Annotated in this window: 12 protein-coding genes; 9 read left to right on the forward strand and 3 right to left on the reverse strand. The window is 38.5% G+C overall.

Going from position 1 to position 16,578, the window contains the following annotated elements; translation table 11 throughout:
• Positions 1-39 precede the first annotated feature (39 nt).
• From KHY58_RS08340 to KHY58_RS08360, 5 genes are all read left to right on the forward strand, one after another.
• Complete coding sequence (locus KHY58_RS08340) at positions 40-543, forward strand: hypothetical protein (protein ID WP_024064552.1); 504 nt, start codon at positions 40-42, stop codon at positions 541-543.
• Positions 544-559: 16 nt separating this feature from the next.
• A complete protein-coding gene (locus tag KHY58_RS08345; protein WP_195213284.1) occupies positions 560-1,435 on the forward strand; it encodes a DUF4261 domain-containing protein in 876 nt (291 codons plus the stop codon).
• A 28-nt stretch (positions 1,436-1,463) separates the two neighbouring features.
• On the forward strand, positions 1,464-1,820 hold the full coding sequence (locus tag KHY58_RS08350) for a cupin domain-containing protein (protein ID WP_278473000.1): 357 nt from the start codon (positions 1,464-1,466) through the stop codon (positions 1,818-1,820).
• A 241-nt stretch (positions 1,821-2,061) separates the two neighbouring features.
• On the forward strand, positions 2,062-3,375 hold the full coding sequence (locus tag KHY58_RS08355; protein WP_120055971.1) for an MFS transporter: 1,314 nt from the start codon (positions 2,062-2,064) through the stop codon (positions 3,373-3,375).
• A 145-nt stretch (positions 3,376-3,520) separates the two neighbouring features.
• Positions 3,521-4,138 carry an SAP domain-containing protein gene (locus KHY58_RS08360; protein ID WP_278473003.1) on the forward strand — a complete coding sequence of 206 codons (618 nt, stop codon included), beginning with the start codon at positions 3,521-3,523 and terminating at the stop codon, positions 4,136-4,138.
• A 149-nt stretch (positions 4,139-4,287) separates the two neighbouring features.
• Here the strand turns inward: KHY58_RS08360 and KHY58_RS08365 are convergent, their stop codons facing one another.
• Positions 4,288-4,716: a hypothetical protein gene (locus tag KHY58_RS08365; protein WP_119563340.1), complete on the reverse strand. Its 429-nt coding sequence runs from the start codon at positions 4,714-4,716 to the stop codon at positions 4,288-4,290.
• Complete coding sequence (locus tag KHY58_RS08370; RefSeq protein ID WP_008602616.1) at positions 4,716-5,639, reverse strand: LysR family transcriptional regulator; 924 nt, start codon at positions 5,637-5,639, stop codon at positions 4,716-4,718. Before KHY58_RS08370 ends, KHY58_RS08365 begins: the two co-directional genes overlap by 1 nt.
• Before the next feature lie 386 nt (positions 5,640-6,025).
• On the opposite strand from KHY58_RS08370, the gene nifJ reads away from it, so the two are divergent.
• The 3 genes from nifJ (at position 6,026) to KHY58_RS08385 (ending at position 12,828) form a co-directional block, all read left to right on the forward strand.
• Positions 6,026-9,562, forward strand: coding sequence for a pyruvate:ferredoxin (flavodoxin) oxidoreductase (nifJ, locus tag KHY58_RS08375; protein WP_278473006.1), 3,537 nt, complete (start codon positions 6,026-6,028; stop codon positions 9,560-9,562).
• 259 nt (positions 9,563-9,821) lie between these two features.
• Complete coding sequence (locus KHY58_RS08380; protein WP_128113973.1) at positions 9,822-11,438, forward strand: methyltransferase regulatory domain-containing protein; 1,617 nt, start codon at positions 9,822-9,824, stop codon at positions 11,436-11,438.
• Positions 11,439-11,799: 361 nt separating this feature from the next.
• Positions 11,800-12,828 carry a helix-turn-helix transcriptional regulator gene (locus KHY58_RS08385; RefSeq protein ID WP_128114414.1) on the forward strand — a complete coding sequence of 343 codons (1,029 nt, stop codon included), beginning with the start codon at positions 11,800-11,802 and terminating at the stop codon, positions 12,826-12,828.
• Between the two features lie 46 nt (positions 12,829-12,874).
• Here the strand turns inward: KHY58_RS08385 and putP are convergent, their stop codons facing one another.
• On the reverse strand, positions 12,875-14,362 hold the full coding sequence (putP, locus tag KHY58_RS08390) for a sodium/proline symporter PutP (protein WP_278473012.1): 1,488 nt from the start codon (positions 14,360-14,362) through the stop codon (positions 12,875-12,877).
• Between the two features lie 316 nt (positions 14,363-14,678).
• Here putP and recQ point away from each other — a divergent pair, with 316 nt between their 5' ends.
• Entirely contained in the window at positions 14,679-16,547 is a 1,869-nt protein-coding gene (gene recQ, locus KHY58_RS08395; RefSeq protein WP_278473014.1) for a DNA helicase RecQ, read from the forward strand.
• Positions 16,548-16,578 lie beyond the last annotated feature (31 nt).

Below are 16,578 nucleotides of genomic sequence, written 5' to 3' on the forward strand. Positions count from 1 at the left end.
TACTATAAGAAGATTGGAGACTTTTAGGAGGTAGTTTTTATGTATCGTTGTATTGCCAATTTAGAGATTGATCTAGATGGGTTAGGTGAGTTTTATGGTGAAATAGGCGAATATGAAATACTAAATATGTACCAAATAATATCAGCGTGGTTACAGGATGATTTAGATGGGCCTAATCCAGAAAATACAGTATTCGGTGTATCAGAGTATGCCTTAAACTGGATGTCTGTATTGCCTGGAGATATTTCTTATCGTAACCTATTTGATATGGGGAGTTGTAAGGTTGGTAATCGTTATGAAAGTATTGATTATTTATATGCAAAATTTCTACAAACATTAGAGAATAGTAAACAGCTTGAACCTGAATATGAATCCCTATGTTTAAATCATATAAACGTGATGTCACAGTATATAGAAATTACTCTAACCTGTAGTCAAAATATAGACTTTATATTATTTATAAAACATTGGTTACGTAATTGTAGTACTTATAAACATCCGATATACTATAGGATAAAGGATGCATTTTATATTACGCTTTAACTATAGGAGAGAGCATATGAGCCAAGTTTTTAAACAAGATTTAACAGATACTTCAGTCCGACCAGGTGGTATTTTTTTCGTTGAGTTATTGATGCCAGAGCAGTGTGATATGCCTGGCCGCGATACAATGGTAGAGGTACTCACAAAGTATTTAGGACCTGTGGATTGTTTTGATCATCGTCGTGATTCCGCAGGTTTTGCACCTCAGAATTATAAGGTGCATTACGAGGATACTGATGCAGATATTCCACCGACCTTGATGGTGACGAATTGTGAGAAAATCGATAAGCCTGTATTAGATGATTTTGATCGTAGTCAGGTATGGGATTGTCCAAATGTGGATGAGTTATTAGCAGAGTGCCAATACAGGGTGTTTGCTACGGATATGTTAGCCTCTGGTTTAGCGGCCAAAGAACGTGCAGATATGCTTGTAAAGTATGTAGATGCATTACTAGAATTATATCCCTCTTGTAAAGCCGTTGTATTTGGACCATCTCGTAAGTTCTTAAGTCGAGAATCGATTGAAAATCATCCTGATAAAGAGGTGACTCGTTTCATGTATTATGCTGTAAATGTGCGTTATTTTAGTATTCAAGGTACCAATGATATGATGGTAGATTCTGTGGGTATGAGTACATTATTTTTACCTGATTTACAGTATCACTTTCACGGTGTAGATCCTAATCATGTAGTATTTCATGCTTATAATGTGTTGAATTATATTTTCGAACATGGTAATATAATAGGTGATGGGGAAACCATTGCGGGGTTACAAAATGGCGAGATGAATCAGGATATTCAGTGGAAGGTTCAATACGAGGATTCTTTAATCCAGCCCGTTCGAGAGGTTCTAGATATTAATATGGGTGAATACGCATCTGCAACTCGGTAGTTGTTAATCAATGAAAGGTGTGAGCATTATGAGTGATCAACGTGTTTTTGATATGGAACTTGTGAAAGTTGAAAGTTTGGAGAACGCTGTTAGGACGCCATTTTATCAAACTGATTCCACAGGTGGTTCAGTATGGGTTATTAAACCTGGTCAAATCTTACCAAAACATTATCATCATCACTCTGATGATATATGGGTTATATTGCAAGGCAAGGGTGTATTTTATCCAACGCCTAATACAGAGGTGCCTTTTACAAAGGGGCAAGTTATAGTATCTAAAATGGGTGAATGTCATGGTGCAAAAAATACTGGAACGGAAGATATTGTCTTTGTGAGTATCGTTGCTCCAGTGCCTGCTGATTATGATCCTGTTAAGACTAATTAATATGAAAGCACTTTATAGTATTTTCTTCTCTTGTGATAGAGATATATTCATACTATAAAGTGCTTTTTTATTTTATACAGTCATTTCTAGCGAATATACCTTTTCTATTTTATATGTCATTATTTTGGTTTTACTATTCCTATTTGTTATTTCTATACTCTATAAAATTCCATTGACAGAGGACGTTTGTTCTTTTAAGATGGTAAAGTATGTAATATTTTAATAAGTAGAAAGGAATTATATGAACTCATCTACACTAGAGCCTCAAAGTGGGGATATCAATTTCAGAGATTTTACGAAACGTCGTATGCTTCACGTAGTCTTACCATTGTTTATTGTTTCTATTATTGCCTTCCTGGATCGCGTTAACATTGCTTATGCAGGCTTGACTATGAAGGAGAATTTACCATGGTTGACGCCAGAAGTATTTGGTATGGGGGCAGGCATTTTCTTTATTGGTTATGTTTTGTTTGAAGTGCCTGCATCTTTAATTGCAGCTCGTTGTAATGCTATGCATTGGGTGGCGCGTATCATGTTTAGTTGGGGGCTCGTATGTATTCTTATGACGACGATGACCACTGAGTTGGAATTTTATGTTTATCGATTTTTACTTGGTCTATGTGAGGCTTCTTTATATCCTGTAATTTATTCATTACTCATTCCAAATTGGTTCTTGCCAAAGGAGCGAGCGAAGGCAATCTCCTTGATGTTGACATCTTTATTGTTCTCTAACATCATTGGTGGGCCATTGGCAGGTATTTTATTGGATACAACGTTCTTTGGTCTACATGGTTGGCGTACACTCTTTATCGTTGAAGCTATTCCTGCTGTGATCTTTGCGTTCATTTTCGCATTCTGGATGAAAGAGCGTCCTGAACATGCATCTTGGGTAACTGATGTAGAAAAGGTATATATTAAAGCCGAGCTTGAAAAAGAAGAGCAACAAAAGCAAGCCGCAAAGAAATATACTATTTGGCAAGCGTTAAAAGACCCAAAAGTATTGCGTTTAGCGTTAATCTATTTCTTGTGGGTTATTGGTTTCTGGGGCTTTAGTTTTTGGATGCCTCAAGTTCTTAAAAGCTTATCTGGATGGCCACCAAGCGTGGTAGCGTGGTCTATTGCTATTCCAATGACAGCAGCCTTACTTGTACAAATATACTGTGGTTACTCTTCTGAAAAGCGCAATGAAAAACGTTGGCACGTTGCTACTACATTGTTCATTGGTACTATTGGTTTCTTAGCAACACCACACAGTCCATCTCCAGAAGTTAGCTTATTCTTTATATGCTTAACTGCAGTAGGTGTTTACGGTGGTATGGGTGTATGGTGGACCATGCCAACAACCTTCTTATCTGGCGCTGCTGCAGCGGGGGCGATGGGACTCATTAACTCTTCAGGTAATATGGGGGGCTGGGTAGGTCCTTATATGCTTGGATTCATCAATGGTCACACTGGTAGCTTTGCTTATGGTTACTATGTAATGGGGGCTTGTATGTTCCTTGCTGGTCTATTAATTTTGACACTTCCAAAATCTATGGAACATAAAGAGGATTAAGTAGAGCTATATTATAGATAACTAGATTATAGACAACTTAATAGGAAAATATTTAACGAATGCTTCAATGGTGTGATTTTGGATACTATTCAATTTTATGTTACAATTTACAAAATAGTATTATTTAAACTTGAGGAGACAAATATTGAAAGAGTGTAGACCTAAGTTTGATGAAATTACATCATTTGATGAATTTAATAAATATTATTGGTATCGTGATGAACTTTCACAAATATGTAAATCATTAGGATTAGAATATAGGGGAACAAAACAAGAACTTAATCATATTATTGAGCAGTACTTTAAAGGCGATTTAATTAAAAAATCATCAATAAAAAATAGAAGAAGGCAAGTGGAAAGTATTACTTTAGATACACCATTACTTGAATGTAATTTTTCCTTTAATACGAAGTTTAGAGAATATTTCTCTGCTTTAATAGGTGTTTCACGATTTAAATTTAATGCTGATATGGCTACTGCCTGGAGAAAAGTAAAAAGTGAAAAAAATACAAGCTTTACAATTGGAGATTTGCTGAAAGTATATTATGGTGAATCAGATTATGCAAAGTATGACAATTCGGTTTGTCAATGGAATCAATTTTTTAAGGATTTTTGTGCAGACGAATCTAGTGGCAATTATTCGAATAAATTAAAAGTAGCATCTATTATTTGGAAAGAAGTTAGAGATTCAAAAAATGAAAAAATTTATTCAAAGGAGCTTTTAAGTGAATATGCATATAAATTAGAAGCGTATCGCAAGTAGAAGCAACTTGTCGTTGCAGAGATGTATGGGAAAACTAGCAATTAAATCTATAATAGAATAACGATAAAAGCACCTTATATCCTATGAGAAGAGTCATTTGTGATGACTTTTGTAGGTATGTAAGGTGCTTTTATTTATTTCTGATTTCTTTATTGATTTTGTTTTGTTACATCAGGCACTTTCCCAGGATTCATATCCAGGTTTAGATCTGTGGATTTGAATGGGTGTGGGTTTGCCTCTGGTGGTTGTACTTTGAGCTCTGGATGCAACCATTGCAGTTGCTTTAGTTCCCAGTCATACTTGGCACCGTCATTTTGTAGTTGACGAATATCTTTTAGGATTTCGTTTAGTTGATCACTATGCTTATTAGCCATCCCTTCAAGAATGTAAAGACGACCTGCTACACTGTCGATGGTAGAGCCATCGTGGTCTTCATCGACACGCCATTGTAATTCAGAGATTTGTATTTGCTGGAATATGATAACGATAACCAGCACAATGATAACGCCCCACATGGGAGCTTCTTTAGCTTTCAAAAGGGCTCGCAATTTAGATGCGAGCCCAGATGGTTTGTTCATTATTGACGATCCTCGAGTTGTAATCCAGGTAATGGTAATTTGGAGTTTACGAAGTCTAACCACAAGCGAGAAGCGTGGGAGAGGTAATGACCCTTTTTCCAAATTACATAAAGGGTATGAATAATTTCAGGTACGAGAGGTCTTACGACAACCTTAGAACCAACCTCTGTATTTTCACCTACCTCAGGGCAGAGGCGAGATGGTAATAATGCGATAGCAAGGTTTGCACTAACCGTTTGTAACATGAGATCACGTTGGCTCGTTTCAAACACGATATGCGGTTGGAAGCCGGTGTGTTTACAAGCTTTGATGATTTCATCATGTAAGTTGAAATCGTCTTTATGCAATACAAAGGATTCATCAGCTAGCATTTCTAGGCGAATTTCTTTTTCTTTTGCTAAAGGGCTAGATTTTGGAATGATAACGGACAGTGGGTCACTCGTAAGGTAGAAAGATTCAAATTCTTTAGGGTTTGGTTTAGTACAGATGATGCCAATATCAATTAAACCTTCCTGAACGCTGATCTCAACCTTTTTAGAACCTTGTTCGTAGAGTTCCAATTCGATTTGTGGATATACTTTTTTAAATTCACCTAATAACTGGGCAAAAATGGGAGCATCAGTAATTGGTGGAATACCAATTCTGATGGAACCTTGCTCCAAACGAAACTCGTTTTCAAAATCAGTTTTTAGATGTTCAAACATAAACACAACGCGTTTAGCGTGGGTTAAGAAGATGGTACCCCCATCAGTAAGTTCTACAGATTTAGCATTACGCATGAAGAGAACAACACCAAGTTCGTCTTCTAAAGCTTTAATTGTACGGCTGATTGCAGATTGGGAGATGTGTAAATTCCTTGCAGCCTTACTAAAGCTTTTTTGATCAGCTACTTCAACGAAGTATTTCAAATGATGAAAATCCATAATTAACCCCCTAAAAATAAAACTTGGTTATAGGACGTGACCTAACTAAATGAGAATAGTTATTACTGTAATGCAATTAGCTATTACTTTATGTAAAGCATGGATAGCAATATTGGCAAAGCGACAGTCACTGTATGTGTTGCGTTGATAGGGCCCAGCACGTTATAATTAGCATATAGGGCTATATCAAGTTATGATATTAGGAATTATGGTTGTGCCCATCACAAAAAAGTATGCTCACACATAATGCCATATTATATATAACATATATATTATTGCATTATTTTTTCATGTGCGCAAGTTTGTAATGGTTGTTATTCCTAAACATAATGATAGATTAAGCAAGTGTTCTATTTTTGCTAAATGCTTAAGGAGGCAATAATCACATGAGTCGTAAATTTAAAACTATGGACGGCAACCAAGCGGCTGCTCACGTTTCTTATGGTTTTACAGAAGTTGCTGCGATTTATCCAATCACTCCATCTTCTCCAATGCCAGAACACATTGATGAATGGGCTGCATCTGGTCGAAAAAACATCTTCGGCAACACTGTTCAAGTTGTAGAAATGCAATCTGAAGCAGGTGCTGCTGCTGCAACCCACGGTTCTTTACAAGCTGGTGCATTAACAACAACTTTCACATCTTCCCAAGGTTTGTTATTGATGCTTCCTAACTTATATAAAGTAGCAGGTGAATTACTTCCAGGTGTATTCCAAGTAGCTGCTCGTGCATTGGCTGCACATGCTTTGGCTATCTTTGGTGACCACCAAGACGTAATGGCTGCTCGTGCAGCTGGCTGTGCTATGTTAGCTGAATCCTCTGTACAAGAAGTAATGGACTTGTCCGCTGTAGCTCACTTGACAGCTATTAAAACTCGCGTACCTTTCATCAACTTCTTTGACGGTTTCCGTACATCCCACGAAATTCAAAAAATTCAAATCTGGGACTATGAAGATTTAAAACCATTGGTTGACATGGATGCTGTTAAAGCGTTCCGTAAAAATGCTTTAAATCCAGATGCTCCTGTAACTCGTGGTACTGCAGAAAACCCTGACGTTTACTTCCAACATCGTGAAGCATCCAACAAATTCTACTTGAACGTTCCTGACGTTGTAGAACACTACATGAACGAAGTTAACAAATTGGCAGGTACTAACTACCAATTGTTTAACTATCATGGTGCTCCTGATGCTACTGACGTTGTTGTAACTATGGGTTCTTCCGCTCAAGTTGTAGAATCCACCGTGGATTACCTCAACAAATTGGGCCGCAAAGTTGGTTTTATCAACGTTCATTTGTTCCGCCCATTCGCAACAGATCGTTTGTTGAAAGCTCTTCCTAAAACTGTAGAACGCATTGCAGTTCTTGACCGTACTAAAGAACCAGGTGCTTTGGCTGAACCATTGTTCTTAGACGTACAAGCAGCTGTAGTTGACGGTGGCCGTAATGTAAAAGTTATCGCTGGTCGTTATGGTTTGAGCTCCAAAGACGTTATCCCTGCAGACATCGTTGCTGTATTCGATAATTTAGCTGCTGAAAATGGTAAGAAATTCTTCACATTGGGTATCAATGATGATGTTACATTCTTGTCCTTAGATCGTGCTGAAGGCGTAGAAGTTGAAACTCCTGGTTTGACTGAATGTAAATTCTGGGGCTTCGGTTCTGACGGTACTGTAGGTGCGAATAAATCCGCTATCAAAATCATCGGTGACCACACTGATATGTATGCTCAAGCATACTTTGACTACGACTCCAAAAAATCTGGTGGCGTAACAATGTCTCACCTTCGTTTTGGTAAAAATCCAATCAACTTGCCTTACTTGATTACTGAACCTCAATTCGTAGCATGTCACCGTCAATCTTATGTACATGAATACGACTTGATTCGCGGCATCAAAAAAGGCGGTACATTCTTATTGAACTGTACTTGGTCTCCTGAAGAATTGGATGAACATTTACCTGCTAAATTACGTCGTCAAATCGCAGAAAAAGAATTGAACTTCTACATCATCAATGCTGCGAAAATCGCTTCCGAAATCGGTTTGGGCGGTCGTATCAACATGGTAACGCAAGCTGCATTCTTCAAATTGACTGAAATCATCCCTGTAGATGATGCTGTTAAATACCTTAAAGAATCCGTAGTAACTTCTTACGGTAAAAAAGGTCAAAATATCGTTGACATGAACAATGCTGCTATCGATCAAGGTGTTAACGCTTTGGTAAAAGTAGATGTTCCTGCTAGCTGGAAAGACGCAGTAGATGATGGCAATCATGCAGTTAAACCTGGTTGCGAATCTTGCCCATCCTTCGTTCAAAATATTGCACAACCAATCAATGCACAAGCTGGTTATGATCTTCCTGTATCCAAATTCTCTGGCTATGAAGATGGTACATTACCTGCTGGTACTGCTAAATTCGAAAAACGCGGTCCTGCATTGTTCGTTCCAAAATGGTTGCCTGAAAACTGTATTCAATGTAACCAATGTTCCTTCGTATGTCCACATGCTACAATTCGTCCAATTTTGGCAACTGAAGCAGAAGTGGCTGCAGCTCCAGAACATTTCGATACAATCCCTGCATTGGGTGCTAAAGATCTTCAATTCCGTATCGCTGTATCCCCATTAGATTGCTTGGGTTGCGGTAACTGTGTTGATATCTGTCCAGCTCCTAAAGGCAAAGCTATCGTGATGACATCCATCGATACTGAAATCGAACAAGCTGAAGCTTGGAACTATGGTGTTAACCTTCCTGTAAAAGAAAATCCTATGAAGAAGGAAACTGTTAAAGGTTCCCAATTTGAACAACCATTGTTCGAATTCTCCGGTGCTTGCGCAGGTTGTGGTGAAACTCCTTATGCTAAATTGTTAACTCAATTGTTCGGTGACCGTATGATGATTGCCAATGCAACTGGTTGTTCCTCCATCTGGGGTGCTTCCATGCCTGCATCTCCATACACAACTAACCAACAAGGTCATGGTCCTTCTTGGGCAAACTCCTTGTTCGAAGATAATGCTGAGTATGGTTATGGTATGTACATCGGTGTTAAGAAAATCCGCCAACAATTAGTAGAATTGGCTGTTAAAGCAGTTGAAACTGCTACTGGCGAATTGAAAGACGCTTTAGAACAATGGATTGAATTTGCTAACCTTGGTGCAGCTACTCGTCAACGTTCCGAACGTTTAGTAGCAGCTATCGAAGCTGAAGGCGCTACAACTCCTGAATTGAAAGAAATTCTTGAGAAAAAACAATTCTTGATCAAACGTTCTCACTGGATCTTCGGTGGTGACGGCTGGGCATACGACATCGGCTTCGGCGGTGTTGACCATGTATTAGCTTCTGGCGAAGACGTAAACATCTTCGTATTCGATACTGAAGTATACTCCAACACTGGTGGTCAAGCATCTAAATCCACTAACGTAGCAGCAGTTGCTCAATTCGCAGCTTCTGGTAAACGTACTAAGAAGAAAGACCTTGGCATGATGGCTATGTCTTATGGTTATGTATACGTAGCACAAGTAGCTATGGGTGCAGACAAAAACCAATTGATGAAAGCTGTTACAGAAGCTGAAGCATATCCAGGTCCATCCTTGATCATCGCTTACAGCCCATGTATCAACCATGGTATCAAAGCTGGTATGGGTAAAGCTCAAGAAGAACAACGTAAAGCAGTTGCAGCTGGTTACTGGGATCTTTACAGATACAACCCTCAACTTAAAGAAGAAGGTAAAAATCCATTCTCCTTGGATTCCAAAGAACCAACTGAAAGCTTCCAAGACTTCCTTAAAGGTGAAGTACGTTACGCTTCCTTGGCTAAAGCAGCTCCAGACGTTGCAGAAGAATTATTCGCTAAAACTGAAAAAGACGCTAAAGAACGTCGCTTAAGCTATGTTCGCTTACAAAAAGGTTTTGAAGACGTAAAATAATTCGTTATTTAACGACTGAAAACTATATGAGGCACCCTTTCGAGGGTGCCTCTTTTGTATGTAAATTTAGTTTTTCTAAATATCATATTAAGTATCTTCCATAAATCAGTTTATAGTGCTAGTTGCTATTGTATTATTTACGTATTAACTGCTTAAAATATAGGTAATATACTAGGAATTTGGTATAATGATAAGGAACCATGCATAATTTTAGCAATACATATTTGGGATAATTCTAATATTAAATATAGAGGTACATATGGCTAAGGATAATACACAAATGACAACAGAAGATACGCAACAAACGATATATAAAGAGTTAGGCTATAAATCCTATCCATTTCCTTTTACAACGCCTGCTTATTTAGAAGCGTATGGCGCTCTTGTAGGGCTAAATACTCCACCGGCGAAGACAGCTCGTGTTCTTGAATTAGGCGCTACTTATGGCGGTAATATTATTTCTCAAGCTGTATTTAACCCAGAGGCGACCTTTGTAGGCATTGAACTTTCACAAGACCAAGTAGAGAAGGGCAATCAAATTATCAGTGATGCAAAATTAGAGAATGTATCCTTGGTGCAAGGAGATATTTTGAATTTTGACGAATCTATGGGGACTTTCGATTATATTATTGCACATGGATTCTACTCTTGGATCAATGATGAAATGAAGGATAAGCTGCTCAATATTATTTCTAATCATTTGGCGGATAATGGTATTGCCTATGTGTCTTACAATACGTATCCAGGTTGGCATACCATGGAAGAAGTACGTCAGCTCATGCTGTTTGCTAATCGTGGCCAAGATAAGTTGACCCATAAGGAAAAGGTGTTGCGCGGTAAGACCGTAGGCAGTCTTGTAGGTGCTCAGATTCTTAACTATGATAACCTTAAAGAACGAAATAGTAAATTTCTTGGTGCATTGCGCTCTGTTATGCAAAAGGAGGACTATTATGTAGGTCATGACCATTTAGAACCTCATAATGATCCGTGCTATTTCTATCAATTTAATGATCATTTGAAAGCGCATAATCTTGCTTATGTATGCGATGCAGACCTTACACTATCTATGGTTCGTACCTATGATGAAAGTATAGCAGCTAAACTTGAACAACTGGCTCCTAATAGCCAAGCGGATCAAGAACAATATTTAGATTTTATACTAGATACAACATTCCGCAAGTCTATTATTTGTAAAGCTAGCGCTGCAAAAGATATCAACTATGCTATTGCGAATCCGGCTGAAGTGAATACAATTCCTGTACGTACTATTGTAAATAGCTTTGTTTTCCAAATTCTCTTTGATGAGGAAGCACTGGAAATGTTTGAAAATGAGCTCGTAAGAGATACGTTCCAAGCGCTTATCAAAGATGGTGGTACGTTCAATATGATCGAGGCCCTCGCTATTTTGAAAGCGGCTCATGAGGCGGCTCATGCATCTGATGATGAATTAGAACCTGTTGTATGTAATTTATATCGAGCTGTAGTAGAACATATGGTACGCGGTGGTATTCGCTTCTATAAAACATTCCCTGTAACAGAAGAGTATATGGAGGGCTTATCTTATATACCTGCCCGTTTTACAAACTTTGTAAAAGCTATTGTGAATGGTGGTAGTGAATATATGTATGGGGCAGATATGTTCAATGATGCTATTGGTGATATTTCTGAAGAGGATTTATTATTTATGGAGTTATTGAACAAACCAAAAGCGAAATCCACGATAATTAAAAAGATTAAAGATGCTCTCTTTAGTGCAGATCAGTCTCAACCTACAAAGCATCAAAATGCCATGGCTGAAGCTTTTTATAATGAATTAACAACGCGTATGGAAAAATTGGGCTTTATTAGAAGTAAGAAAACAGGTAGTATTTTCTAATTGATAGAGCTCGTTATTTGATTGTATTGCTATGAAGTTGTATTATATTCATTTTGATTTCATAGTTAAAATAAAAACCCGTTACACTTATAATATTTATATGTATTAAGTGTTAACGGGTTTTATTTAATATAATTAAATTTACTTTTATTTTATATTTATTACTTTTAGTTATTTTATATTGCTGAAAAAGTATAGTAAATCGATAATTTTAATGAGGAAAAAATGAACCGTTCATGAAAGTATGGTATAATGTGTATGGGTATTTTGTAAATATCATCCGATGTGTTGTGGATGATTCTATAAATTGTATTAGTTGATAAAGTTGTATTAATTGTATTATTTGTAAAAGGAGTCTTTTATGGCATCTAAGAAGGCAGTTCTAGTATATATACTAGAAATCCTGAAAGACGAAACAGATGCTAATCATACGTTATCTCAAGAGGAGATTCGCAGTATATTAGCCGAACGGTACGAGGTATCCGTCGATCGGAAAACCTTAGGCCGTCATTTAAATGATTTATATGAATCTGGAGATTTTAGTATTCAATGTGAAGAGTCTGCTGTGGGAGCAGATGGCACCATTCGACGTACTGATTTCTATATGATTCATACCTTTGAAGATTCTGAATTGCGATTATTGATTGATGGTATATTGGCATCTCGCCATATTACTGCATCTCAACGTAAAGATTTAATCGGGCGTGTTGCAAAATTGGGTAGCTCCTATTTTAAGCCTCATGGTATTGATATTGAAAGTAATACGGGGTACCTTCATAGAAGCCAAGATTTATTTCTTAATATTGATCTCATAGAAGAAGCAATACAAAAGGGTAGAAAAATTTCATTGGCCTATTGCCAACCAGATGTGGATAAGCGATTACATATTAATCTTGGGCCAGATCATAAGGAACGGAAGTATGTATTTAATCCATTCCAACTAGTAATGAATCGAGGACATTATTACTTGGTGGGAAATCACGAAAATTATGATGACATGTCTACATTACGCGTTGATCGAATTGCACATATTGCGGTGCTAAATGAACGTAGAAAACCTTTGCGGGAGATAAAGGGATATCAACAACAACGCACCTTTAATGTGTCACAATACGTAAAGGAACATATTTATATGTTCGGTGGTGAATCTATTACTGTTACGTTTAAAGCTAGACGTTCCATCGTAAATCAAATTTTAGATTGGTTCGATGGCAATGTAGAGTTTACAAATATAACAGCTGATAATGTTGTATGTCGTGTACGTGTTAATCATGACGCCTTTAAATATTGGGCGCTCCAATATATGCAAAGTGTAAAGGTGCTTACTCCAGCTTCTTTAGTGACAGAAGTAAAAGCCGCAATTGAAGAAGGTTTACACCAATACTCATAAATAAAAGCTAGTTGATCGGTGAATCAACTAGCTTTTTTATGTTTTCTTATAGAATATGCATTTTTTCTGCTTCTCTATAGTCTTTTAGAACCGGACGTGGAGGCAATTTACCCATGAGACTTACAATATAGATTGCGATAGAAGAGAAGATGAAGCCTGGCACAATTTCATATAGGCCAAAGAATCCAAATTGTTTCCAAATGAGTACTGTTAAACCACCTACAACAATACCAGCGATACATCCGTGACGCGTCATGCGCTTCCAGAACAAGGAGAACAAGATTGCTGGACCGAAGGCTGCGCCGAAGCCTGCCCAAGCATAGGCTACCATCGTCAAGATATAGCTGTCTGGGTCCATTGCCATATAGATGGCAATCAATGCCACTAGAAGTACTACGATACGGCTTACTAATACAAGCTCTTTATCGCTTGCTTTTGGATGGATGATATTAGCATAGAAGTCATTAGAAATAGCAGAAGCTGTTACTAATAATTGAGCAGATGCGGTACTCATGATGGCTGCCAATACGGCGGACCAGATAAGCCCAGCTACAAATGGAGTAAAGAGGCGTTCTGTCATGATGAGGAATATTGTTTCCGCATCAGTGCCTACTAACTTATCTGGCAGCATGTAAACATGACCGATGAGACCTACAGCAATAGCTGCCATAAGAGATAAGATAACCCATACCATGGCGATGTTCGTAGATTTCTTAAGTTCTTTCGCATCAGAGATAGCCATGAATCTAACTAGGATGTGAGGTTGACCAAAGTAGCCAAGACCCCAACCAAGAGAAGAAATTAGGCCGATAGCCCAAGTAAACCAATCAGATGGATTACCAAACAAGCTAAGTCCTTGTGGAAACTCATGTTGGATGAGTTGGAATGTTTCAATAAGGCCACCCATGTACATGGCTGCTGTAATTGGTACTGCCAAGATGGCAAAGAACATTAATGCGCCTTGAATACAGTCTGTCCAAGATACGGCAAGGAATCCGCCAAGGAAGGTATAAAATACGACGATGCCAGCGGTGATAAAGAGGGATACGGTGTAATCAAGACCAAAGATGGTATTGAACAATTTGCCCCCTGCCACGAATCCTGATGATGTATAAATCAAGAAGAAAATTAAGATAAATAAGGCGGAAATGACAGCTACCGAATGCGATTGATCGTGGAAACGATTCTTCAAATAATCCGGTAATGTCAAGCTATCACTGGCTACCTCAGTATGGTTACGTAAGCGTCTAGAAACGAATTTCCAGTTCGCCCATGTACCTAATGTGAGGCCTACGGCAATCCATACACCAGAAATCCCCGTAGTATACGCTAGACCAGGCACACCCATGAGCATCCAACCACTCATATCTGATGCCTCTGCACTGAGTGCTGTGATCCATGGTCCTAGTTGTCGGCCACCGAGGATGTAATCACCAATGCTGTTTGATTTGCGATAGTAGTAGACCCCGATATACATCATGAGTCCTAGGTATAAGGCAAAGGCGATAATAATCATTAAGTTGTCTTGTGTCATGCCTATATAAGACCTCCTTAGGTTCTAGTTATATTCTATAGTATAGTAAATAATTTTTATTGTACCACATATTAGTACTTTAGAGGGTAAAAAATTAGTGATATCAACAAGATTCCTATACCAATTTAGCCCATATACTTTAGAGATACGCATTAGATTGTTGCTTATGAAATCATATACTAATGAGTCCCATACCGAACAAAATATGATAAAATAGAAGAATGGAAAAACGATATTTCGTATTGGGTATACGAAATATTGGTCAGTAGTAATCGAGATTAATATTTACATTTCTGGAACGTGAAAGGAGGACCTTATGGAACAACAAGTAGGCACTAAGCATGAAGTACCTAAACCGCATCAAGTTGTGACGAAACAACAAGCGTTGCGTATGTTGGAGACCTACTTTGGGTATACCTCCTTTAGACCGGCTCAAGAGGCTCCTATTGCATCCTTGTTGAGGAACGAAGATGTAATTGGAATCATGCCGACAGGGGCTGGAAAGTCTATCTGTTTCCAGATTCCTGCGCTCTGTAAGGCGGGCTTGACTATCGTGTTTTCTCCTCTCATTTCTCTTATGAAAGACCAAGTGGATGGTCTTTTAGTACAGAATATACCAGCGGCACTTATCAATAGTACGCTTACCCAAGCAGAGTTTAATAAAACCATGTACGAAGTACGCAGTGGCAAAATTAAACTCTTATATATTGCGCCAGAGCGGTTGAGCTCTAATTTTTTCTGTAATGTACTGCGAGCGTTACCGATTGCTCAAGTTATCGTGGATGAGGCTCACTGTATCTCTGAGTGGGGCCATGATTTTAGACCGTCTTATCGACTTATCGGAGAGTGGCTCAATTCATTGCCAAAGAGACCTATCGTGGGGGCTTTCACGGCGACGGCGACGAAATATGTAGAAAATGATATAAAAAAATTATTAGGCCTAGATAAGGCTAATGTATACGTGACGGGTTTTGATCGGCCTAATTTATCCTTCTCTGTCATCCGCACACCGAAGCGGATGGATTACGTTGTCCATTATGTGCGAGAACACGCGAATGAAAATGGTATTATCTATTGTGCAACGCGCAAGGATGTAGATCGGGTTTATGAAAATTTAACCCGTGCGGGCATCAAAGCTGGTCATTACCACGGAGGACTCAACGACGAGGTGCGCCGTGAAATGCAGAATGCCTATGCAGACGATAAATTACAGGTTATGGTAGCGACGAATGCCTTTGGTATGGGCATTGATAAAAGCAATGTACGCTATGTGCTACATTATCAAATGCCGCGTAATATGGAGTCCTATTATCAGGAGGCAGGACGAGCTGGACGTGATGGGGCACCTGCTGAATGTATCTTGCTTTATAGTGGACAGGATGTGCAGGTTCATAAGTATTTAATTGAACAGTCCATTGAAACGCCGGAACGACAAAATGTGGAGTTACGCAAATTGCAGTCCATGATTGATTACTGTTTCTGTAGTAATTGCTTGCGTAAATATATGCTTAATTACTTTGGTGAAAGCACCATTTGGACAACCTGTGATAATTGTAGCTCTTGTAAGGGCTCTGCTGATAAGGTCAATGTTACGAAAGAAGCAAAGGCTATTTTTCGTGCCATTATGGGCACTGATGAGCGATATGGGGCATCAATGATAACCTTTATCGTCCGTGGTGAGCGAACGGATCGGATTATGCGTGCTGGCCATGATGCATTGCCTGTCTTTGGCTTGCTGAGCAATGTAGATGAAAAATCTATTAAAGGACTTATTCAACAGTTTGTAGCATCTGGCTACTTGCGCAGTTCGACGGGAAAATATCCTGTGTTATCCTTAACGGCTAGTGCCGAGGAAGTGTTAGCAGGTCGTAAAGAGGTAGAGGAAATCAGACAACATGTGTCTGTGCCTTCTCGCAACAGTAAATCTGCTACCTCTGTGGCACGAGGAAAATCTAGTCCTATATCGGGCGGTTTATTTGAACATTTGCGGCAACATCGCAAGCGCTTGGCTGAAGAAGCGGGCCTTAGACCGTATCTTATCTTCCCTGATACAGTACTCATAGATTTGGCAAATTTACGACCTACAACATTAGGTGAGTTTGGCAATGTTAAAGGCGTAGGGGAAGCAAAGTTGAAAAAATATGGACTTACCTTTTTACAGGTCATTGCAGAATATAAGGGATGATAAATTTTACTGTATATATGGTAGTACCATA

This window comes from Veillonella parvula, assembly GCF_018366295.1.
Classification (GTDB): domain Bacteria; phylum Bacillota; class Negativicutes; order Veillonellales; family Veillonellaceae; genus Veillonella; species Veillonella parvula_P.